Annotated in this window: 19 protein-coding genes; 4 read left to right on the top strand and 15 right to left on the bottom strand. The window is 70.1% G+C overall.

What is annotated here, in order from left to right; translation table 11 throughout:
• Positions 1–15: 15 nt before the first annotated feature.
• From ACWDEX_RS03175 to rsmH, 15 genes are all read right to left on the bottom strand, one after another.
• Complete coding sequence (locus tag ACWDEX_RS03175) at positions 16–306, bottom strand: YggT family protein (protein ID WP_450461412.1); 291 nt, start codon at positions 304–306, stop codon at positions 16–18.
• Between the two features lie 52 nt (positions 307–358).
• On the bottom strand, positions 359–1,000 hold the full coding sequence (locus ACWDEX_RS03180) for a cell division protein SepF (RefSeq protein WP_450461413.1): 642 nt from the start codon (positions 998–1,000) through the stop codon (positions 359–361).
• Positions 1,001–1,129: 129 nt separating this feature from the next.
• On the bottom strand, positions 1,130–1,849 hold the full coding sequence (locus ACWDEX_RS03185; protein ID WP_450461414.1) for a YggS family pyridoxal phosphate-dependent enzyme: 720 nt from the start codon (positions 1,847–1,849) through the stop codon (positions 1,130–1,132).
• Positions 1,850–1,855: 6 nt separating this feature from the next.
• Positions 1,856–2,584, bottom strand: a complete 729-nt coding sequence (gene pgeF / locus ACWDEX_RS03190) for a peptidoglycan editing factor PgeF (RefSeq protein WP_450461415.1) — start codon at positions 2,582–2,584, stop codon at positions 1,856–1,858.
• Entirely contained in the window at positions 2,581–3,768 is a 1,188-nt protein-coding gene (gene ftsZ / locus ACWDEX_RS03195) for a cell division protein FtsZ (protein ID WP_450461416.1), read from the bottom strand. The genes pgeF and ftsZ overlap by 4 nt, the downstream gene beginning before the upstream one ends.
• 280 nt (positions 3,769–4,048) lie before the next feature.
• Positions 4,049–4,834, bottom strand: a complete 786-nt coding sequence (locus tag ACWDEX_RS03200) for a cell division protein FtsQ/DivIB (protein ID WP_450461417.1) — start codon at positions 4,832–4,834, stop codon at positions 4,049–4,051.
• A gap of 25 nt (positions 4,835–4,859) precedes the next feature.
• A complete protein-coding gene (gene murG, locus ACWDEX_RS03205) occupies positions 4,860–5,951 on the bottom strand; it encodes an undecaprenyldiphospho-muramoylpentapeptide beta-N-acetylglucosaminyltransferase (protein WP_450461418.1) in 1,092 nt (363 codons plus the stop codon).
• A gap of 6 nt (positions 5,952–5,957) precedes the next feature.
• A complete protein-coding gene (ftsW, locus tag ACWDEX_RS03210; RefSeq protein ID WP_450461419.1) occupies positions 5,958–7,310 on the bottom strand; it encodes a putative lipid II flippase FtsW in 1,353 nt (450 codons plus the stop codon).
• A gap of 120 nt (positions 7,311–7,430) precedes the next feature.
• Entirely contained in the window at positions 7,431–8,858 is a 1,428-nt protein-coding gene (gene murD / locus ACWDEX_RS03215; RefSeq protein WP_450461420.1) for a UDP-N-acetylmuramoyl-L-alanine--D-glutamate ligase, read from the bottom strand.
• On the bottom strand, positions 8,840–9,913 hold the full coding sequence (gene mraY, locus ACWDEX_RS03220) for a phospho-N-acetylmuramoyl-pentapeptide-transferase (RefSeq protein WP_450461421.1): 1,074 nt from the start codon (positions 9,911–9,913) through the stop codon (positions 8,840–8,842). Before mraY ends, murD begins: the two co-directional genes overlap by 19 nt.
• Positions 9,910–11,340, bottom strand: a complete 1,431-nt coding sequence (locus ACWDEX_RS03225) for a UDP-N-acetylmuramoyl-tripeptide--D-alanyl-D-alanine ligase (RefSeq protein WP_450461422.1) — start codon at positions 11,338–11,340, stop codon at positions 9,910–9,912. The genes mraY and ACWDEX_RS03225 overlap by 4 nt, the downstream gene beginning before the upstream one ends.
• 4 nt (positions 11,341–11,344) lie before the next feature.
• Positions 11,345–13,027: a UDP-N-acetylmuramoyl-L-alanyl-D-glutamate--2,6-diaminopimelate ligase gene (locus tag ACWDEX_RS03230; protein ID WP_450461423.1), complete on the bottom strand. Its 1,683-nt coding sequence runs from the start codon at positions 13,025–13,027 to the stop codon at positions 11,345–11,347.
• A gap of 36 nt (positions 13,028–13,063) precedes the next feature.
• The gene (locus ACWDEX_RS03235) at positions 13,064–15,010 is read right to left on the bottom strand and encodes a peptidoglycan D,D-transpeptidase FtsI family protein (RefSeq protein WP_450461424.1); all 1,947 of its coding nucleotides are present in this window, start codon (positions 15,008–15,010) and stop codon (positions 13,064–13,066) included.
• A gap of 5 nt (positions 15,011–15,015) precedes the next feature.
• Entirely contained in the window at positions 15,016–15,534 is a 519-nt protein-coding gene (locus ACWDEX_RS03240) for a hypothetical protein (protein WP_450461425.1), read from the bottom strand.
• 195 nt (positions 15,535–15,729) lie between these two features.
• Complete coding sequence (gene rsmH / locus ACWDEX_RS03245; RefSeq protein ID WP_450461426.1) at positions 15,730–16,686, bottom strand: 16S rRNA (cytosine(1402)-N(4))-methyltransferase RsmH; 957 nt, start codon at positions 16,684–16,686, stop codon at positions 15,730–15,732.
• A 419-nt stretch (positions 16,687–17,105) separates the two neighbouring features.
• Between rsmH and ACWDEX_RS03250 the strand changes: the two genes are divergently transcribed.
• The 4 genes from ACWDEX_RS03250 (at position 17,106) to ACWDEX_RS03265 (ending at position 22,779) form a co-directional block, all read left to right on the top strand.
• Positions 17,106–17,645, top strand: a complete 540-nt coding sequence (locus tag ACWDEX_RS03250; RefSeq protein WP_450461427.1) for a beta-class carbonic anhydrase — start codon at positions 17,106–17,108, stop codon at positions 17,643–17,645.
• Positions 17,646–17,915: 270 nt separating this feature from the next.
• Positions 17,916–18,944: an AAA family ATPase gene (locus tag ACWDEX_RS03255; protein WP_450461428.1), complete on the top strand. Its 1,029-nt coding sequence runs from the start codon at positions 17,916–17,918 to the stop codon at positions 18,942–18,944.
• Positions 18,944–20,302: a DUF58 domain-containing protein gene (locus ACWDEX_RS03260; RefSeq protein WP_450461429.1), complete on the top strand. Its 1,359-nt coding sequence runs from the start codon at positions 18,944–18,946 to the stop codon at positions 20,300–20,302. The genes ACWDEX_RS03255 and ACWDEX_RS03260 overlap by 1 nt, the downstream gene beginning before the upstream one ends.
• Positions 20,299–22,779, top strand: a complete 2,481-nt coding sequence (locus ACWDEX_RS03265) for a transglutaminaseTgpA domain-containing protein (protein ID WP_450461430.1) — start codon at positions 20,299–20,301, stop codon at positions 22,777–22,779. The genes ACWDEX_RS03260 and ACWDEX_RS03265 overlap by 4 nt, the downstream gene beginning before the upstream one ends.
• Positions 22,780–22,932: the final 153 nt, after the last annotated feature.

Here is a 22,932-nt window from a genome sequence, read left to right on the forward strand (position 1 = left end):
CCGTATCGTCCACAGTCACCTCGCGAAGTTGCCCACGATGGAGATCAGGATGTAGACGATGATCATCAGTACGAAGAAGGACAGGTCGAGCGCCACGCCTCCGAGACGCAGCGGCGGGATGAACCGCCGCAGAAGCTTCAGCGGTGGATCCGTGACAGTGTAGGTGGCCTCCAGAACGACCACCATCGCCTTGCCTGGTTGCCATGAACGGGCGAACTGGAAGACGTAGTCCATGACCAACCGGAAAATCAGCACGACGAGGAAGCACATCAGCGCGATGTAGACGACCTCAAGGAACACGCCCATGATCCGTGCTTCCCTCTCCCCTGTTTCCCGTGCGGCTTTCCGATTGTGCGTCTCAGCTCTGGTTGAAGAACCCGCCCTCTGCGATACGGGCCTTGTCCTCCGCCGTGACATCGACGTTAGCAGGCGACAACAGGAACACCTTCTGCGTCACCCGCTCGATGCTTCCGTGAAGACCAAACACCAAGCCGGCCGCAAAGTCGACAAGTCGCTTCGCGTCCGTGTCATCCATCTCGGTCAGATTCATGATCACCGGAGTGCCCTCACGGAAGTGTTCCCCGATGGTACGGGCCTCGTTGTAGGTCCGGGGGTGGAGCGTGGTGATCCGGTAGGGCTCTCTCTCGGACACGACCTTGGGCATGATCACCGGGGCACTCTTCTCCAGACTCTGGCGTTCTTGTGTGATGGATGCCACGGGCGCGATGCGAGCCGGACGCCCCGATTCCGCGGGTAGCGAAGCGGAATGGGACACCGGATCGCGCTGCGCCGGCGGCTGAACGACGCGTACCGATTCGTCCCGTTGGGACTGAATCACCTGGTGCGACTGGTGCGACGGCTCATGCCGCCGGCGGTCCCGCTCTGGCTCCGGGTCGAGTTCGGGCTCGAAGTCGTCGTCGGGGTCGAATCCCCTGCCGTCGTACCCATCGTCCTCCACGAGGCCGAGGTAGACCGCCATCTTGCGCATCGCGCCGGCCATGCTCTGAGTCCTCCGCTCTGTGGTGGATCGGCTGACGACTGCCAAGTGCCCGCCATCCACGAGGTCGTTATGACCGCCGATCGGCGGTAATGACCATATTTTCTGCTGTGGTCCGACTTCTTGGCGACGTTACCCGAGCCTGGGGCGGACTCCGAGTACCGCAGTACCGACGCGCACATGTGTCGCCCCGGCGGCCACGGCCTGCTCGAGGTCCGCACTCATCCCTGCCGACACCATGGTTGCAGCCGGATGGGCTCGGCGCAGGTCAGTCGACAAATCCATCAGCCGCTCAAACGCCATCTGTTGACGCCCCGCATACTCTCCTATGAGCGGCGCTACGGTCATCAGACCATCCAGCCGCAACCCAGGAGCGTTCGCGACGAGGTCGCCCAACTCGCCGATTCCCGCGGGTGCCACACCTCCGCGCTCTCCTCGTCCACTCGCCCCCGCGTCAAGTGCGACCTGGATGAGGCAACCCACCTCGCGCCCGGCCCGCACGGCTTCCGTCGACAGTGCCGTCACAAGCCGCGCACGATCGACGGACTGCACGAGACCGGCATAACCGACCACGGATCGCACCTTGTTGGTCTGCAACTGACCGACGAAGTGCCAGGTGAGCGGCAGATCCGAACACGCGGCCGCCTTGGGCGCCGCGTCCTGGTCGCGGTTCTCGGCGACATGACGCACACCGAGTTCCGAGAGGATTCGCACATCACTGGCGGGATAGGTCTTGGTGACCACGATCAGCGTCACCTCTTCCCGCTTCCGCCCGGCGGCCAGGCACGCGGCCGCGATGCGGTCCTCCACCTGCGCCAGATTCGCGGCGAGTTGAGTCTTACGGTCCGTCATGCCCCATCAGTCCAGCCAGACATAGCCAGCGAGCCGCCCTGTGGTCCGGTCGCGGCGGTACGAGAAGTGGTCGCCCGATTCGAGTGTGCACACCGGCGACTGTGCCCGGTCGCACACCCCGAGTCGTTCGAGCTGTGCGTGCACACCGGCGGTCACATCGACCGCGGGAGTGCCCCAGCCCGTCTCGGCGTGCGCCGCCGGCTCGACGGCGGACACCTCGGCGCGCATCGCCTCCGGCACCTCGTAGCACCGGCCGCAGACGGCGGGTCCCGTGCGGGCGACGATCCGGGACGGATCGGCACCCAGTTCCATCATCGCGCGTACGGCGGCGGGGACGACTCCGGCGACCATGCCGGGCCGACCCGCGTGCGCGGCGGCCGCGATCCCGGCGACGGGGTCGGCAAGCAGGACGGGCGTGCAGTCGGCGGTGAGCACGGCGAGAGCCAGTCCACTCTGTGCGGTGACCACCGCGTCCACCTCGGGCACCGGCTCCTCACCCCAGGGGGCGTCCACCACCACCACGTCCGGCCCGTGCACCTGGTTCATCCAGACCACCCCGGCCGGGTCGAGCCCCAGCGACTTGGCGGCCAGTTCGCGGTTGGTGCGGACGGCCTCGGGGTCGTCGCCGACCGCTCCGCCGAGATTGAGCTCTTCGTACGGAGCGGCGCTCACCCCACCCCACCGGTCGGTGAAGGCGAAGTGCGCGCCGCTCACGGTGTCGCGCTGTCCTATCACTTGAGAAAGTCCGGGACGTCCAGCTCCTCGGCGGCGCTGTCCGAGTAGGTCCGTGACTGCGGGATCGGCGGCGGGGTGACCGGGATCTCGCTCACCGGCTCCGGGGCGGGCTCCGGCGCTTCCTTCGGCGTGACGCTGCCGAGCGAGCCGAAGCTCGAACGGCTCTCCGTGGGCCGGACCGGCTCCTCGCGCTTGGCCGAGGACGACCCGAGGACGTTGTCCCGCTTGGCCGGGGGCTGGCCGCCGTCGAAGCCGGCGGCGATCACGGTGACCCGTACCTCGTCGCCGAGGGCGTCGTCGATCACCGCGCCGAAGATGATGTTGGCCTCGGGGTGCGCGGCCTCGCTGACAAGCTGGGCGGCCTCGTTGATCTCGAACAGGCCGAGATCGGAGCCACCGGAGATGGACAGGAGCACGCCACGGGCGCCGTCGATGGACGCTTCCAGCAGCGGCGAGGAGATCGCCATCTCGGCGGCGGCCACCGCGCGGTCGTCGCCGCGGGCCGAGCCGATGCCCATGAGGGCCGAACCGGCCTCGGACATCACGGACTTCACATCGGCGAAGTCGAGGTTGATCAGGCCAGGGGTGGTGATGAGGTCCGTGATGCCCTGAACACCGGAGAGCAGGACCTGGTCGGCCGACTTGAAGGCGTCGAGGACGGAGACCTGACGGTCCGAGATCGACAGCAGCCGGTCGTTCGGGATGACGATGAGGGTGTCGACCTCTTCCCGGAGCTCGGCGATGCCGTCCTCGGCCTGGTTCGCGCGGCGCCGCCCCTCGAAGGTGAACGGGCGGGTGACCACGCCGATCGTGAGGGCGCCCAGCGAGCGGGCGATGTTGGCCACGACGGGCGCGCCGCCGGTGCCGGTGCCACCGCCTTCACCAGCCGTGACGAAGACCATGTCGGCCCCCTTGAGGACCTCCTCGATCTCCTCGCGGTGGTCCTCGGCGGCCTTGCGGCCGACGGCCGGGTTGGCACCGGCGCCGAGACCACGGGTGAGTTCGCGGCCGACGTCGAGCTTGACGTCGGCGTCGCTCATCAACAGAGCTTGCGCGTCGGTGTTGATGGCGATGAACTCGACGCCCTTGAGACCGACCTCGATCATCCGGTTGATGGCATTGACACCACCGCCGCCGACACCGATGACCTTGATGACTGCGAGGTAGTTCTGCGGTGCTGCCACGTCGAAGGCCTCTCGCCTCGAATTACGTTGCCGTCGTCCCCCGGGTGCCCCCGTGGTCCGACGGCGGATGCCGAATGGGACGGTCCGAACGCCGACCCGAACCCTAACGCTGAAGTTTAGGGTTACCAGTGTGCCTGTTCTCTGGACTCTTCCGGACAGGACACTAAGTCGACAAGTGGCGCACGTTCAACGAACACGCCGAACCTCCCGTTTTTCTTTTCACCCTATGTGATCAGCCGTAGCGGTGCCCAACCAGGGTGCTGGCCTGCACGGATGCACGTCAACTCCCTGATGACGCAGGGGATGTGGGGACGCTGACGTCGAAGTGCCGGGCGTCAGGAGCCGCTTTCATCAGCGCTGTCAGCGTGACCGCCTTGGCCCGACCCTTTTCACCGCTTCCCCACATGACGGTCCGTCCGCCGCTCAACTCCAGCGAGATGGAGTCGTACGAACGGACCTTGACGGCCCGGGTGTCCCGCGCCACGGCGGCCGGAACGGCCTGCGCCACGAGGACTGCCTCGCGGGTCAGCCGGTCGGTGCCGAAGCGGCGCGGGCCGCCCGAGCGGGGCAGTGCCCATTCCAGTGCGGGAACACCCTTGGGAGGGTGCGAAACCGTGGCGAACCGCACGCCCTCGCGGTCCACTTCGGTGAACCTGCCACCGCTTGCGACGATCAGCACCGGGGTCCGCTCGGTCACTTTCAGCCTGATCCCGTGAGGCCAGGAGCGGTCCACGTCAACCGAGTCGATTCGGGGCAACTTCCGGCGCAACCGCGCCTCGATCGCATCGGTGTCGAGGGACATCAACGGCGATCCGATCGACACACCGGCCGCCTCGCGGACCTGCGTCTTGGTCAGAACACCCGTCCCCGAGACCGACACGCGCTCCACGCGCAGCCACGGTGAGCCGTACAGCAGCCAGATGGAGCCGCCACCCACCAACGCCACTGCCAGCAAAAGGATGATGAGCATACGACGACGGGGCAATCGCCCGGGACGGGGCGGCCGGGACGGGCCGGACTTCTGTTTCTGCCGTTCGCCGCGCTCGGCGGTCGTCGGTCCGGCCACGCTCCCTGCCTTCCCTCATGCGTCCCTAGCGGTGGCGCGAGGCGATCGCCTCGTACACCATGCCGACGAGCAGGTCGTCGGCGTCCCGGCGGCCGAACTCGCTGGCGGCACGGGACATCTGGTACAGCCGGTGCGGATCGGCGAGCACGGGCAGGACGTTCTGCTGAACCCACTCGGGCGTCAGTTCCGCGTCGTCGACCAGCAGTCCACCGCCGGCCTTCACGACCGGCTGGGCGTTCAGCCGCTGTTCGCCGTTGCCGATGGGCAGCGGGACGTAGGCGGCCGGGAGTCCGACGGCGGAGAGTTCGGCGACGGTCATCGCACCCGCGCGGCAGAGCATCATGTCGGCCGCGGCGTACGCGAGGTCCATCCGATCCACGTACGGTACCGGGATATAGGGTGGCATTCCCGGCATCTGCTGCACCTGCGGCAGTTCGTTCTTCGGGCCGACCACGTGCAGGATCTGGATCCCGGACTGCTGGAGGTAGGGGGCGACCCGCTGAACCACCTCGTTGAGCCGCCGGGCGCCCTGCGAGCCGCCGGAGACCAGCAGTGTCGGCAGGTTCGGGTCGAGCCCGAACGCGGCGCGTGCCTCCGGGCGCACGGCGGCGCGGTCCAGGGTGGCGATGGAGCGACGCAGCGGGATACCGATGTAGCGGGCGCCGCGCAGCTTGCTGTCCGGGGTGGAGACGGCGACCTGGGCCGCGTACCGCGAGCCGATCTTGTTCGCCAGGCCGGGGCGGGCATTGGCCTCGTGGATGACGATCGGGACGCCGAGGCGCTTGGCCGCCAGGTAGCCGGGCAGGGCGACGTAGCCGCCGAAGCCGACGACGGCGTCCGCCTTGGTGCGCTCCAGGATCTGCTCGGCCGCCTTGATCGTTCCGCGCAGCCGCCCGGGGACCGTGATCAGCTCGGGGGTCGGCTTGCGCGGCAGGGGGACGGCCGGGATCAGCGCGAGTTCGTAGCCCCGCTCGGGTACGAGCCGGGTCTCCAGGCCACGCTCCGTGCCCAGGGCCGTGATCCCCACCGTCGGATCCTGCCTGCGCAGGGCGTCCGCGAGGGCGAGCGCGGGCTCGATGTGGCCGGCGGTCCCCCCACCAGCGAGTACGACATGCACCGAAATTCACCGCTCTCCGGACGAGCGCGCCACCGAGGCACGCCGTCGCATCGTGTTCCATCTCCGAGGCCCCCGTTTGAGTACGGCGCCTCCCGCCCGCTTTCTACCAAAGCGGGGTTGCCGCCTCGCAAGCGCCGCCCGCGCACCGGGCTCGTCACGCGCGAAGGCGATCAGCAGCCCGATGGCGAACATGGTCGGCAGCAGGGCGGAACCCCCGTAGGAGAACAGCGGGAGGGGAACTCCGGCGATCGGCAACAGGCCGAGCACCGCACCGATGTTGATCACCGTCTGAGCGATGATCCAGGTCGTCACGCCTCCCGCGGCATACCTCACGAAGGGGTCCTTCGTGCGTCCGGCCACGCGGATACCCGCATAGCCTAGAGCCGCGAAGAGGGCGAGCACCGACAACGTCCCCACGAGGCCCAGCTCCTCACCAGTGACGGCGAAGATGAAGTCGGTGTGTGCCTCGGGGAGTTGACCCCATTTTTCCATACTGGCACCCAGGCCGGAACCGAAGAATCCGCCGGACGCCAGGGCGTAGATTCCGTGCACGGCCTGCCAGCAGGTCCCGTCGGAGCCGAGGTCCGTGGCACCGATGCAGGCGAGCCGGTCCATCCGGTTCGGACTGGTCTTGATGAGGAACACACCGATCGCGCCGGCGACCGCCAGCACACCCACGAAGAGCCGCGTGGGCGCGCCCGCCAGCCACAGCAGCCCGAAAAGGATCGCGGTCAGGATGATCGCGGTGCCCATGTCGCCGCCCAGCATGATCAGCCCGAGCAGCATGAACGTCACGGGCACGAGCGGCACCAGCATGTGTTTCCACTGCGTGAGAAGCCGCTTCTCCTGTTTGCGCGCGATCAGGTCGGCTCCCCAGAGCACCAGCGCGAGCTTGCCGAACTCGCTGGGCTGAATCTGGAAGGAGCCGCCGAGTGAGATCCAGTTCTGGTTGCCGTGGATCGCCATCCCTATCCCCGGAACCTGCACCAGGGCCATCAGGAAGACGGAGCCCGCCAGCATCGGATACGCCAGCGCCCGGTGCAGCTTCACGGGCATCCGCGAGGCCACGAGCATCAGCAGGGCCCCGATGGAGGCCGCGAGGAACTGCTTACGGAAGAAGAACGACCCGGGCAGCGACAACTGCAGCGCGGTGACCTGCGAGGCCGAGTAGACCATCACCAGACCCAGCACGGTGATCAGCAGACTGCCGCCGAGGATCAGGTAGTAGGCGGTCAGGGGCCGGTCCCAGGTACGCCGGGCACGGTTGACGAGACGGGCGACGGGGTTGTCGCGTGGGAGGCGGGCCGAGGGACGCCTGGGCGCGCGCTGCGCGGAACGGTTGGCAGGCACGACACTCACCCCGCCAGGCCGTGGAAGAACGCCCCGCAGCGCGGCGTTGCCTGTCGGGGTACCAGCCACATCCGAGTCACGCGCCCCTCCCAAACTTGCCCGGCCGTCGCCAGGCCGGGCGGGTCCAGGTCAGCCGTCGGCGGAGCCGAGCTCACGAACGGCCTCCGCGAACGCGTCCCCACGCTTGTTGTAGTTCGCGAACATATCCATGGAGGCACAGGCCGGCGCCAGCAACACCGTGTCCCCCGGACGAGCGAGCCCCCGTGCCTGCCGCACCGCCGCACGCATCGCACCAGTGTCGGTCCGTTCGAGGTCGACGACGGGTACTTCTGGCGCGTGTCGCGCCAGGGCTTCGCGGATCAGCGCGCGGTCGGCACCGATGAGCACCACACCCCGAAGCCGCTGTGCCGACGTGGCGACCAGTTCGTCGAAGGTCGCCCCCTTGGCGAGCCCACCCGCGATCCACACGATCGACTCGTACGCCGCCAACGAGGCTTGTGCCGCGTGTGTGTTGGTGGCCTTGGAGTCGTCGACGTACGCCACTCCGTCCAGGTCCGCCACATGCGCGATGCGGTGGGCGTCCGGGGTGAAGGCCCGCAGCCCGTCCCGTACGGCCTTGGCGGGCACCCCGAAGGCGCGCGCGAGGGCCGCCGCGGCAAGGGCGTTGGCGATGTTGTGCGGGGCGGGCGGGTGGACGTCGGAGACCTCCGCCAGCTCCTGCGCGTTCTTCTGCCGGTCCTCGACGAAGGCGCGGTCCACCAGGATGCCGTCCACGACGCCCAGTTGGGAGGGCGCGGGCGAGCCCAGCGTGAAGCCGATCGCCCGGCAGCCCTCCTCGACGTCCGCCTCGCGCACCAGGCCCTCGGTCGCCTTGTCCGCGACGTTGTACACACAGGCGACCCGATTGCCCTCGTAGACACGGCCCTTGTCGGCGGCGTACGCCTCCATGGAGCCGTGCCAGTCGAGGTGGTCGGGCGCCAGGTTGAGCACGGCGGCGGAGTGGGCGCGCAGCGACGGCGCCCAGTGGAGCTGGTAGCTCGACAGCTCCACGGCCAGGACGTCGTACTGCTCCTCACCGAGGACGACGTCGAGGAGCGAGACCCCGATGTTGCCGACGGCGGCCGTGCGCAGGCCCGCCGCCTCGAGGATGGAGGCGAGCATCTGCACGGTCGTGGTCTTGCCGTTGGTGCCCGTGACCGCGAGCCAGGGGGCCGCGTCCGGGCCGCGCAGCTGCCAGGCCAGCTCGACGTCGCCCCAGACCGGGACACCCGCCTCGGCCGCGGCCGCGAACAGCGGCTTGTCCGGGCGCCAGCCGGGCGCGGTGACGATCAGCTCGGTGCCTTCGGGCAGGGTTGCCCCGTCGCCGAGGCGGACGGTGATGCCGAGCGCCTCCAGCACCGCGGCCTGCGCTCGGGCCCGCTCGTCGTCTCCGTCGTTGACGACGGTCACGACCGCGCCGAGCCCGTGCAGCGCCTTGGCCGCCGGGACACCCGAGACGCCGAGCCCCGCGACGGTGACGTGCTTCCCCTGCCAGTCGGTCACTTTTCCGCTGCCCATCCTGCGTAGAAGATGCCCAGTCCGACGACCACGCAAATGCCCTGGATGATCCAGAACCGGACGACGATGAGAACCTCGGACCAGCCCTTGAGTTCGAAGTGGTGCTGGAGCGGTGCCATCCGGAAGACGCGCTTGCCGGTGAGGCGGAACGAGCCGACCTGGATGACGACGGACATGGTGATCAGGACGAACAGACCGCCCAGCAGCGCGAGCAGCAGCTCGGTGCGGGAGCAGATCGCCAGGCCCGCGAGGGCACCGCCCAGCGCGAGGGATCCGGTGTCACCCATGAAGACCTTGGCGGGCGAGGTGTTCCACCACAGGAAGCCCAGGCAGGCACCCATCAGGGCCGAAGCGACGATGGCGAGGTCGAGCGGGTCGCGCACCTGGTAACAGGCCGAAGGGTTGGTCAGGGTCATCGCGTTGGCGCAGGACTCCTGGAACTGCCAGACGCCGATGAACGTGTAGGCGCCGAAGACCAGCACGGAGGCACCCGTGGCCAGGCCGTCGAGACCGTCGGTGAGGTTCACGCCGTTCGACATCGCGAGGATCATGAACAGCGCCCAGATCACGAAGAGCACCGGGCCGATGGTCCAGCCGAAGTCCTGCACGAAGGAGAGCTTGGTGGAGGCCGGGGTGTTACCGCGGTTGTCGGCGAACTGCAGCGCCAGCACCGCGAAGGCGATACCGACGATCAGCTGTCCGGCCATCTTGGCCTTGGCCCGCAGGCCCAGCGAGCGGCGCTTGACGATCTTGATGTAGTCGTCGAGGAAGCCGACGAGTCCCATGCCCGCCATCAACGCGAGCACCAGCAGCCCGGAGAAGGTCGGGGGATAGCCCGTGATCACCTTGGACAGGAAGTACGCGGCGATCGTGGCCAGGATGAAGGCGATGCCGCCCATGGTCGGCGTACCGCGCTTGCTGTGATGCTCGCGCGGGCCGTCGTCGCGGATGTACTGACCGTAGCCCTTGCGGGCCAGCAGCTTGATCAGCAGCGGAGTGCCGACCAGGGTCAGGAAGAGGCCGATGACGCCCGCGAACAGGATCTGCTTCATCATCGGGCGGCAACCTCACCCTCGGCACCGGTCTCGAGCAGCGCCTGCGCCACGCTCTCCAGACCGACCGACCGGGACGCCTTCACGAGTACGACGTCTCCCGGGCGCAACTCGCTGCGCAACAGGTCGACCGCCGCCTGTGCGTCGGACACGTGCACCGACTCCTCACCCCACGAACCCTCGTTATATGCGCCCAACTGCAGCCAGGACGCTTCCCTGCCCCCGACCGCGACGAGCTTGCTGACGTTGAGCCGGACGGCAAGCCGTCCGACCGCGTCGTGCTCGGCGAGCGCCTCGTCCCCGAGCTCGGCCATCTTGCCGAGCACCGCCCACGTGCGTCCTCCCTTTGCCCGTGAGGCCTCGCCCATGGCGACGAGCGCACGCAGGGCGGCCCTCATGGACTCGGGGTTCGCGTTGTAGGCGTCGTTGACGACCGTCACGCCGTCCGGGCGCTCGGTGACCTCCATCCGCCAACGGGAGAGGGAGCCCGCCTCGGAGAGCGCGACGGCGATCTCGTCTGCGGGCATGCCCAGCTCATGGGCGACGGCGGCCGCGGCGAGCGCGTTCGACACGTGGTGCTCACCGTACAGGCGCATGGTCACATCGCTTGCACCGGAGGGTGTGTGAAGCCTGAAGGCGGGTTGTCCGCTGTCCGTGAGTCTCACGTTCTCGGCGCGTACGTCCGCTTCGTCGGACTCTCCGAAAAGGATCACCTTCGCCTTCGTACGGGCTGCCATGGCCCGTACCAGTGGATCGTCGGCGTTGAGGATCGCGGCGCCGCCGGCGTCCGAGGAGGGCAGGCTCTCGACGAGTTCGCCCTTCGCCTGGGCGATCTGCTCGCGGCCGCCGAACTCGCCGATGTGCGCGGTCCCGATGTTGAGCACGACACCGATTTTCGGCGGCGTCAGATCGGCGAGGTAGCGGATGTGGCCGATACCGCGGGCGCCCATCTCCAGGATGAGGAACCTCGTCTCCTCGGTGGCGCTGAGGGCGGTGAGGGGCAGCCCGATCTCGTTGTTGAACGAACCGGGCGTGAACACGGTGGGCGCCTTGCGCCGGAGCACCTGGGCGATGAGGTCCTTGGTGCTGGTCTTGCCGGCGGAGCCGGTGAGGGCGACGAGGGTCGTTCCCAGCCGCCCGACGACGTGGCGCGCCAGGGCGCCGAGGGCGGCCTGAACGTCGTCCACGACGATCGCGGGCACACCGACGGGGCGGGACGCAAGGACGGCGACGGCGCCCGCCTGAACGACCGCGTGTGCGAAGTCGTGTCCGTCCACGCGCTCGCCGACGAAGGCGACGAAAAGGCTTCCGGGCCCCGCCTCGCGGGAGTCCCGCACGACAGGTCCGGTGACTTGGACGGACGGATTCGGTATGTCATGCGTCTGCCCGCCGACGACTGCTGCGATCTCGGCGAGAGAGAGGGCGATCACAAGTTCATCCCTGGTTCTTCTGGATAGCTTCGCGAAGCACTTGGCGGTCGTCGAAGGAGCGGACCACTCCGGCGATGTCCTGGCCCTGCTCGTGGCCCTTGCCCGCGACCAGCACGGTGTCGCCGGGTCGCGCGCGGGCGACGGCGGCGGCGATGGCGGCGGCCCGGTCCTCGAAGACCTGCACCTCGCCGCGTTCGTGAACGGGTACGGACGCCGCGCCCTCGAGCATGGTGGCGAGGATCGCGAGGGGGTCCTCGGAGCGGGGGTTGTCGGAGGTCAGCACGGCAGTGTCGGCGAACCGGGCCGCGGCGGCGCCCATCGGCGCACGCTTGCTCTTGTCCCGGTCGCCGCCGCAGCCGAGCACGATGTGCAGTTCGCCCTCGGTGACCTTGCGCAGAGCGCGCAGTACCGATTCGACGGCGGCGGTCTTGTGGGCGTAGTCGACGACCGCGAGGTACGGCTGCCCGGCGTCGACACGCTCCAGACGGCCCGGAACGCCCGGCACCGCGGCGATGCCGTCGGCGGCGGCCTGCGGGTCGAGACCGGCCTCGGCCAGGGCGACGATGGCGGCGAGGGTGTTCGCCACGTTGAAGGGGCCGGGGAGGGGGGACTTCGCGGCGATACGCCGTCCCTCGGGGCCGACCGCGGTGAAAGTCGAGTCCAGCGGGCCGATCTGGATGTCCTCGGCACGCCAGTCGGCGTCGGGGTGGCCCTCGGCGGAGAAGGTGACGACCGGGACCTCGGCCTCCTCCACGAGCCTGCGGCCCCACTCGTCGTCGTGGTTGACGACGCCGGCCCGGCTGCGCCGCTGTGTGAACAGCTGCGCCTTGGCCCGGTAGTAGTCCTCCATGCCGGAGTGGAACTCCATGTGTTCCGGGCTGAGGTTGGTGAAGACCGCGATGTCGAAGACGCAGCCGTCGACGCGGCCGAGGACCAGCGCGTGGCTGGAGACTTCCATGGCGACCGCCTCGACCCCGCGTTCACGCATGACGGCGAAGAGGGACTGCAGGTCGGTGGCTTCGGGGGTGGTGCGCTCCGACTTGATGCGCTCGTCGCCGATGCGCGTCTCGACCGTGCCGATCAGGCCCACTCGTGGCCCAGCGCCGCCGCCGTGGGTCGCCCGCAGGCCGCCCTCGACGAGGTAGGCGGTCGTGGTCTTGCCGGAGGTACCGGTGATGCCGATCTGGAGCAGGTGGTCACCGGGACGCCCGTAGATCGTGGCCGCCAGCTCGCCCATCCGGCCACGCGGATCGTCGACGACCAGGACCGGCAGCCCGCTCGCGGCGGCGCGCTCGGCGCCGGTCGGGTCGGTCAGCACCGCGACGGCACCGAGGCTGGTGGCCTGGGTGACGAAGTCGGCGCCGTGCAGGCGGGCGCCGGGCAGGGCGGCATACAGGTCGCCGGGGCGGACGGCACGCGAGTCGTGGGTGATGCCCGTGACCTCGGTCGCGCCGTCCGGGCTCTCCGGCCTCGCGACACCCAACTGATCAGCGAGCTCCGCAAGGGGAATGGCGGAGACGTGAGCCGGTCGCGGCGGCCCCGGATATGTCACGGAAGCGCCCTTCTGGGTGTTTTGGGACTGATCAGCGTATGGCACGGCGGTGAGCGTACCGGGCACACCCCCGCCGGAGCGAAGTGAGGGCACGGAGGAGGCGTGATTCCCGGGGTCGGGGGTGATCGTTGTCACGAGCTGGTTCCTGGTCGGTCGTTCCAGTAGTGCTGATCATGGCGTGAACTCGACGGGGAGGTTCGCGGGCCGGGCCCCGGTCGGCGGGACCTGAAGGGTCTTCAGGGCGAACTCCATCACCTGCTTGAAGATGGGGCCACAGATCTGGCCGCCGAAGTAGTTGCCCTTGGTGGCGTTCTGGATCGCGCAGTAGACGGTGACGCGGGGCTTGTCCGCGGGGGCGAAACCGGCGAAGGAAGAGGTGTAACCGCGGTACCTGCCGGTGGCCGGATCCACTCGGTTCGCCGTTCCCGTCTTGCCCGCCACCCGGTAGCCGGGGATCCGTGCCTTGACGCCGGTGCCCTGCTCGTCGTCCACCACGGACTCCAGCATCTGGGACAGCGTCGTCGCCGTCTTCCCACTGACGACCCTGGTCTTCCCGGGCTTCGGCGCCGCCGCGAAGCGTCCGTCAGGGCCCTTCGTGGCTCGCACCAGGGTGGGTTCGACACGGACGCCGCCGTTGGCGATGGTCGAGTAGACGGAGGCGGCCTGCACCGCGCTGATCGACACGCCCTGGCCGAAAGGAATCGTGTACTGCTGCGACGTGGACCACTTGTCGGGCGGCGCGAGGATGCCCTTCGTCTCGCCGGGGAACCCGAGTCCGGTGGGGCCGCCGATGCCGAACTTGCGCATGTACGAGTAGAGGGACCGGTTGGCTTCCTCCTGTGTCTTGCCGAGCTGTCCGGCCGCCAGGATGGTGCCGATGTTGCTGGACCTGGCGAGGACGCCGTTGAGCGTCAGGTACCAGGTCTTGTGGTCCATGTCGTCCTGGAAGAGCCGGTCGCCACGGTGCAGCCGGTTGGGCACGGTGACATGGGTCATCGGGGTGGCGACGTTCTCCTGCAGCACGGCGGCCATCGACATGACCTTGGCGGTGGAGCCCGGCTCGTACGCGTCCTGGAGGGCCGCGTTACCCAGGGCCGCCGGACTGGCCTTGGAGAGGTCGTTGGGGTCGAAGCCGGGCGCGTTCGCCAGGGCGAGGATCTGGCCGGTGCGTGAGTCCTGCACCACCACGTAGCCGCGGTCCGCCTCGGACTTCTGCACCTGCTGCGTGATGGCGTTCTGAGCGGCCCACTGGATGTCGCGGTCGATGGTCAGCTCGATGTCGGAACCGGCCACGGCGGGCGTCTCGGCGGAGCCCGCGGTCGGCACCAGACGGCCACCGGACTGGGCGTAGCGAATCTTGCCGTCCTTGCCGGCCAGCTCCTTGTTCAGCTGCTGCTCGATGCCGCCGCCGCCCTGGCCCTCGGAGTTGACCCAGCCCAGTATCCCGGCGGCGAGGTCGCCGTTCGGGTAGACGCGCTTGCTGGTGGGGACGGCGAGGACGCCGGCGAGGACGCTGACGGCACCGGCCTCGGTCTTGGCGGCGAGCGTGTTCTTCAGGTCCTTGATCTGGTTCCAGACCTGGGGGGTACGGCGCTGCGCCAGCATGACATAGCGGGTGTTCGGGGTTTTGAGCTTCCGGGTGAGGGCGGCGGTGTCCTGTCCGAGAATCGGCGCGAGGAGCGCGGCGGCCTGCTCCGGGGCGTCCGGCTGCTTGGCGGCCTTCGGCGTGAACATCGTGGGGTCGGCCGTGATGTCGTACGCGTCGACGCTGGTCGCCAGCTCGACGCCGTTACGGTCCGTGATCTTGCCGCGTACCGCGGCCAGGGTACGGCCGACGTACCGGTTCTGGTCGGCCTTGGCGGCGTACGTGCTCGCGTCCACGGCCTGCACCTGGAGCAGCCGTACCGCGAAGGCGACCAGCACCAGGGTCAGGGCGAGTCCGATCATCCGCAGCCGGGGGCGGGGGCTGCCGAGACGGATGGTGCTCCGGGCGGCACCGCGGGCCGGGACCGGGCGGCGTGCGGGGCGGGCACCGGGGCTCGGCCGGCGCCTGGCCTCGGGGCGCACAGGACGGGCCGGGCCGGGCACGCGGCGGCGTGGCGGTTCCCTGTCGGACACTTCCGTCACCTGCCGGGGGTCGGGGAGGGTGCTGCGGACGGGGTGGACGGCGGGGTCGTGGAGCCGGTCGCCGAGGGCGTTCCCTGCGACGGCGTCGGGCTCGGGTACGGGTTGAGCGCCTCGGGCGCGCGCAGCGCCGCGGGGCTCGCCGAGGACTGCGCGGCGGCGGCTCCCGGGACTCCCTTGACAGTGCCGTCGGGGTTGAGGAAAGCCGGGTCGCCGCCGGGGACCATGCCGAGCGCGTGGGCACGGCGCTGGAGGGCGTCCGGGGCCGAGTAGGCGTCCACGTCCCGTTGGAGGGCCTGCTCCTCGTCGGTGAGGCTCTTGGTCTCCCTCTGCAGGTCGGCGAGTTTGAACGCGCCTTCGCTGAGCGCGGAGTTCAGCATCAGGAGCCCGATGAGGCCGCCGCCGAGCAGCAGGACGACGAGCAGGACGAAGGGGGTACGGGCGGGGCCGCCACCGCCCGCCGGGACGAGCCGCGAGAGCCGGGCGGCCCGCCCCCTGAGTTGGGGTTTTCTCCTCACACGCCCTCCCCCCGCGCCGACGCTTCATGCCGCTTGCTCCGGTACCAGGACGCGGGAGACGGGCCACCGGGGGCAAAGGACTGCTTCGGGCGGGTCGGGGTGGGGGTCCTGAGCCGGGGCGGAGGTCCCTCGACGGCCGGCGCACCCCCGCGCGCCCGGATTCCTCTGCTCACTCGCCCGCCCCTTCCGTCCGACTCAGTCGACATCTTCGCGGATGCGCTCGGCGCCCCGCAGGCGGGCCGGAGCCGCTCGGCGGTTCTCGGCGACCTCCTCCTCGGTGGGAAGTTCGGCACCACGCGTGAGGAGCTTGAGCCGGGGTTGGTAGCGCTCGGGCACGACGGGCAGTCCGGGCGGTGCGGTGGAGGCGGCACCGGCCGCGAACACCTGCTTGACCAGGCGGTCTTCGAGCGAGTGGTAGGACAGGACGGCGATCCGGCCGCCGACCGCGAGTGCTTTCACGGCCGCGGGGATCGCCCTCTCCAGGACGGCGAGTTCGCCGTTGACCTCGATCCGCAGTGCCTGGAACGTGCGCTTGGCCGGGTTGCCGCCGGTCCGCTTGGCCGCCTGCGGCAGAGCGTTCCGGATCAGCTCCACGAGCCGCGCGCTGTTCGTGAACGGCTCCTTCTCGCGCTCGCGCACGATCGCGGACACGATCCGCTTGGCCTGCTTCTCCTCGCCGTACGCGCGCAGGATCCGCACGAGTTCGCCCGCCGGGTAGGTGTTGAGGACCTCGGCGGCACTGACGCCGGCCGTCTGGTCCATACGCATGTCGAGCGGGGCGTCCTGCGCATAGGCGAAACCACGCTCCGCCTCGTCGAGTTGCATCGAGGAGACACCGAGGTCGAACAGCACGCCCTGGACATGCGGAACGCCCAGCCGGTCGAGCACGTCGGGGAGTTCGTCGTAGACGGCGTGCACCAGAGAGGCGCGTTCTCCGAAGGGGGCGAGCCGCTCCCCGGACAGGCGCAGCGCCTCCTTGTCGCGGTCGAGCGCCACGAGACGGGCCTCGGGGAACCGCGTCAGCAGGGCTTCGCTGTGACCGCCGAGTCCCAGGGTGCAGTCGACCACGACGGCCCCCGGCTCGGCGAGGGCCGGGGCCAGCATGTCCAGGCACTGCTGGAGCATGACCGGCACGTGTCGACTCTGACTCAAGGGGGCCTCTCAGATCCTGCGCGACGGTACGCACCGCCGGGTCCCCACCCGCTCGCGAAGGGGAGGTCCGCCGGCGCCGGAAGCGTCAGCCGACCAGGAGCGGGAGGAGGCCGAGCCGTACGTACGCGCCGCGCACGCGGGGAGAAACCGGCACACTGCCGGGATCTTCGGGGTGAACAGTCCGCAGGGAGAGCGTCTCGCCTCCCGCTTCGCGTCACTTTAGTCCACCCTGTCTTGCGGTCAATCAACCGGCCTGCGCGTCGCGCGGCCCGGCGACCACGGCAACGTGATCCAAGAGGATTCACCCGCCCGGCGGGACTTCTCCGCTCCTGTGGGTTACGTCACAACAACCCACGGTGGCGTTCTTTGTCCTGTCCCACAGCAGGTACGGACCGCGTGAGACCAGTAACGTCATGGGTATGACGACTTCTGCATCCGTACCCGCCGGGGAAGGCGCCATGGTCGGCACCGTCACCGACCGCCTCGCGAAGGCCAACGAGCGATACGCGGCCGCGTTCACCGATCCCGGCATGGACGCCCGTCCCGTCCTCCGTGTCGCCATCGTGGCCTGCATGGACGCCCGCCTGGACCTGCACGCCGCACTCGGCCTGGAGCTGGGTGACTGCCACACCATCCGCAACGCGGGCGGCGTCGTCACCGACGACGTGATCCGCTCCCTGACCATCAGCCAGCGTGCGCTCGGCACCCGCAGCGTCGTCCTCATCCATCACACCGGATGCGGCCTGGAGTCCCTGACCGAGGAATTCCGGCACGAACTGGAGATGGAGGTGGGCCAGCGACCCGCCTGGGCGGTCGAGGCGTTCCGGGACGTGGACCAGGACGTGCGGCAGTCGATGCAGCGCGTGCGCACCTCCCCGTTCCTGCTGCACACCGATGACGTGCGCGGCTTCGTCTTCGACGTGAAGACGGGTCTGCTGCGGGAGATCGATCCCGCGTAACGGCGCGTTCCGGTGTCGCGTCCCCCGTCTCGCCTCATTGGACGGCGAACATTCGTTCGGACGAACGTCCTGGTGTCAGCATGGCGAAACGCCGTATGGCCGACATATCGCGGCCAGTTATCCACAGGCGAGTGACACGGACCAGCAACGCAACAAGAATGCGGATGTGGCATCACGCGGGACTTCCCCGCGTGGTGTCCGTGTTTCGGGGTGGGCCGGTCCGCATCGCAGAGCATCGGCCCGTAGAAGGAACGGGCCGAGGAGGGCCGGGTGACGACCTATGACGATCGTGCGAGCCTCACTGATCTGACCACCACTGTGGAGCGCGTCCGCAGTTCCGTGGAAGGAGTGATCGAGGGCAAGCCCGAGGTCGTACGGCTTTCGCTGACCGTACTGCTCGCCGAGGGCCATCTTCTGATCGAGGACGTTCCCGGCGTCGGCAAGACGATGCTCGCCAAGGCGCTGGCGCGCTCCATCGACTGCTCGGTGCGGCGCATCCAGTTCACGCCCGACCTGCTGCCCTCGGACATCACGGGCGTATCCATCTGGGATCAGCAGCGTCGGGACTTCGAGTTCAAGCCGGGCGCGATCTTCGCCCAGATCGTGATCGGCGACGAGATCAACCGTGCCTCGCCCAAGACCCAGTCCGCGCTCCTGGAGTCGATGGAGGAAAGGCAGGTCACCATCGACGGCCAGGCGCACGAACTGCCCAGCCCCTTCATGGTGGTGGCCACCCAGAACCCGGTCGAGATGGAGGGCACCTACCCGCTGCCCGAGGCCCAGCGCGACCGCTTCATGGCCCGCGTCTCCATCGGCTACCCCAGCCCTGAGGCGGAACTGCAGATGCTCGACGTCCACGGAGGAGTCAACCCGCTGGACGACCTCCAGCCGGTGGCACACGCGCACGAGATCGTGAAGCTGGTCGAGGCCGTCCGCGGCGTCCACGTCGCGGAGACGGTCCGGCGCTACGCGGTGGACCTGGTCGCCGCCACACGCACGCACCCCGACCTCAGACTCGGCGCCTCGCCGCGTGCCACCCTGCACCTGCTGCGCGCTGCGAAGGCCTCCGCCGCCCTCTGCGGCCGGGAGTACGCACTGCCGGACGATGTGCAGGCCCTCGCTGTGGCCGTCCTGGCCCACCGCCTGCTGCCCACCGCTCAGGCCCAGCTCAACCGCCGTACGGCGGAGCAGGTCGTCCAGGAGATCCTGCAGCGCACCCCGGTGCCCGCGGTGCCCGAGCAGCAGGCCGGCCTCGCGATGGGCCGGGGCTACGGCCAGCAGCCGCCCCGGAGGCTGTGATGACGCATGGGGGGACGGCCCACACCACTGGGGAGGACAAGGGGGGTCTGCGGGCCACGCTCGCCGGGCTGACCACCCGCGGGCGTTCCTTTCTGGCCGCCGGCATCGCGGCCGCGATCTGCGCCTTCGTCCTCGGCCAGAGCGATCTGCTCCGGGTCGGGCTCCTGCTGGCGGCGCTGCCCCTGGTGTGCGCGACCGTGCTGTACCGCACCCGCTACCGGGTGACGGGCAGCCGCCGTCTGTCCCCCTCCCGTGTGCCCGCCGGCTCCGAGGCCCGTGTCCATCTACGGATGGACAACGTCTCACGGCTGTCCACCGGGCTGCTGATGCTCCAGGACCGGGTGCCCTACGTCCTCGGGCCGCGCCCCCGATTCGTCCTGGACCGGGTAGAGGCAGGCGGCCGACGCGAGGTGTCGTACCGCGTGCGCTCGGACCTGCGCGGCCGCTATCCGCTGGGCCCGCTCCAGCTGCGTCTGACCGATCCGTTCGGAATGTGCGAGCTGACCCGGTCCTTCTCCGCGTACGACACCCTGACGGTCATCCCCCGGGTGGAGCCCCTTCCGCCGGTGCGGCTCGCGGGTGAGGCGAAGGGATACGGCGACGGGCGCCAGCGCTCGCTGGCGCTGGCGGGCGAGGACGACGTGATCCCGCGCGGCTACCGCCACGGTGACGACCTGCGCCGGGTGCACTGGCGCTCCACCGCGCGCTACGGCGAGCTGATGGTGCGCCGTGAGGAGCAGCCGCAGCGCGCCCGGTGCACGGTGCTGCTCGACACCCGGGGCATCGCCTTCCAGGGCGCGGGCCCGGACTCCGCCTTCGAGTGGGCGGTGGCGGGCGCGGCGTCCACGCTGGTGCACATGCTCGAACGAGGCTTCTCGGTAAGGCTGTTGACCGACACGGGCAGCTCCGTGCCTGGCGAGGGCGCGGAGGGGTTCGCGGGCGCGAGCCAGGAGTCCACGGACGCGGCCGGACTGATGATGGACACGCTCGCCGTGATCGACCACTCGGACGGTGCGGGCCTGTCGCGTGCGTACGACGTACTGCGCGGCGGCAACGAGGGACTACTGGTGGCCTTCTTGGGCGATCTCGATGACGAGCAGGCCGCGTTGGCCGCGAAGATGAGCAGGCGCAGCGGCGGCGCGATCGCCTTCCTGCTGGACAGCGACACCTGGAAGCGCGAAACGACCGATGTGCCGGACCCGCTCGACCGGAGCGGGGAGCGGCTGCGGATGCTGCGCGAGGCGGGCTGGACCGTACTGCTCGTGCCCCGAGGCGCCTCGCTGACGGACTTGTGGCGCGAGGCAGGCCGTCAACGCACCGGCGTGGGTGCCATGAGCGGTGCGGAGGGACAGTCATGAGCGGGCGGGCCCGGCTGGCGCTGTGCGCCGCGGCGGCGACGGTGATGGCGTCGTGCGCCCTGCTGCCGCTGGTGTCCCCGGCCACCTGGCTCTTCCAGGTGGCCTTCCTGGTGACGGTGCAGACCGGTGTGGGCGCGTTGGCCCGGCGGGTCCCGCTGGCCCGTGCGCTGACCATCGCCTGCCAGGCGGTCGTCAGCCTGATGCTGCTGACGCTGATCTTCGCCCGCGAGCAGGCCGTCGCCGGGTTCATCCCCGGGCCCGGCGCGATCAAGCACTTCGGGGTGCTGCTGCAGTCGGGCGCGGACGACGTCGGACGGTATGCGACCCCGGCGCCACTGACCCCGGGTATCCGGCTGATGACGGTCGGTGGGGTCCTGGTGATCGGCCTCCTGGTGGACGCGCTGGCGGTGACGTTCCGCGCGGCGGCCCCGGCCGGACTCCCCCTGCTCGCGCTGTACTCGGTGGCCGCGGGTCTCTCCGACGGCGGCGCCGACTGGCTGTGGTTCCTCGTCGCCGCGGGCGGCTATCTGATGCTGCTGCTGGCCGAGGGCCGCGACCGGCTCTCCCAGTGGGGGCGGGTCTTCAGCGGCGCTCCCCGTCCGCAGGGTGCCGACTCCCGCGGCGCCGTCGCCCCTGTCCGCACCGGACGGCGGATCGGCGCGGTCGCGCTGGGCATCGCCCTGGTGGCGCCGCTGGCCCTGCCCTCGCTCGAGAACAACCTGCTGAACGGCACCGGGCCCGGCGTCGGCTCGGGAGTGGGCGACAGCGGCACCATCTCCGCGGTCAATCCCCTGGTGTCCCTGCGCGACAGCCTCAACGTGGACCAGGACCGCCAGGTCATGGCCTACCGCACCAACACCCGAGACACCCAGGACATGTATCTGCGGATCATCGCCCTGGACGACTTCGACGGCACGACCTGGAAGCCTGCCCAGCGGCACATCACCGCCGTGCCGGACACGCTCCCCACACCCACCGGCCTCGCGGGCGACGTACGGCGGACCGAGGTCGACACAAGGATCTCCGCGGCGGACTGGTACGCGCAGGACTGGTTGCCGATGCCGTACCCCGCGACCCAAGTGAAGATCAAGGGCAGCTGGCGGTACGAGCCGGTGGGCCGCATGCTGGTGGGCGACCACGGACAGAACACGCGCGGCGCCCAGTACGAGGTCAAGAGTCTGATCGTGCAGCCCGCCGCGGAGCAGCTGGCCACGGCGCCCGAGCCGCCCGCATCGCTGAAGCGCGCGTTCACGAAGGTGCCGCCGTCCCTGCCGGCGGTGGTCGCCGAGACCGCCCGCAAGATCACAGCCGGGTCTAGGAACCACTACGAGGAAGCGGTCAAGCTCGAGGACTACTTCGCCGTCGACGGCGGGTTCGTCTACAGCACCCAGGTGCAGGTCGGCACCGGGTCGGGGGCCATCGCCCGGTTCCTCAAGGACAAGCAGGGCTTCTGCGAGCACTTCTCCTTCTCCATGGCCGCGATGGCACGGACGCTGGGGATACCGGCACGGGTGGCGGTCGGCTTCACCCCGGGCTCTCCACAGGCGGACGGTTCCATGTCGGTGGGGCTGCAGGACGCGCACGCCTGGCCGGAGCTGTACTTCGAGGGCGTGGGCTGGACCCGCTTCGAGCCGACCCCGAACCGCGGCTCAAGGCCGGATTACACGCAGTCGGAAACGCCGCACGGGCAGGACCCGGTCGAGACACTGCCGCCACGGTCATCCTCCACCGCGCCCTCCGCCGCTCCGTCGGCGAGCGAGAGCTGTTCGGCCCAGATGAAGCGGGCGCAGGCGTGCGAGGCCGCCCTGCCGCCGACTTCGAACGGCTCGTCCGACGGCGGTCTGCGCTGGTACCAGGTACTGGCGTGGACGCTGCTGGGGCTGGTGCTGCTGGCGGCGCCGCTGACGCCCATGCTGTGGCGGCTCAGGCGCCGGTCGGTGCGGCTCGCCTCCGCCCGGCACGCGTCCTCCGCCCCTCCGCCGGGCCGCGCACGCCGCGCCGATCAGGCCGCCGGCGGGCCGTACCAGAGGGACGCCGGGACGGCCGCACAGCCAGGAGAGGTCGCCATAGGGCACACCCTCGACGTGTGGCGCGAGCTGACGGACACGGCATGGGACTACGGCATCGTGCCGGACGACGCGCTGACCCCGCGGAAGGCCGCCGAGCGGATCGCGCGGCTCGGACGGCTGGACGGGGCGGCGGCCAAGGCCGTGCACCGGGTGGCCGGCGCGGTGGAGCAGGTGCTCTTCGCACCGCAGGCGCGCATCCAGGCCGGGCTGGCCGCGGACGTACGCACGGTGCGGGCCGGGCTGCGGGCCGTGGCCGGCCGACGGGCCCGGGTGCGGGCGGTCCTGGCGCCGCGGTCGGCCGTACGGGCGGTCTGGGCCGGCGCCGACCGCTGGACGAACGGCAGGGCCCGTTGGGCGGCGCGCTGGGCCGCCCTGGTACGACGTCCGTCCGGACAGCAGAGCGGCTGACGCACGACACCGCCCGTCCCGTGATCGGGGCGGGCGGCGCGGTTTCCGCCGCGCGGACACCGGACACGCAGTGCCCACCCTGCTGCCAAAATCGCTTGGGAACTCTGCACGGTCGGTCACGCACGACGGCCCGTGCGGGTGTGAACGAACGCC

This window comes from Streptomyces sp. NPDC001020 (assembly GCF_053599115.1).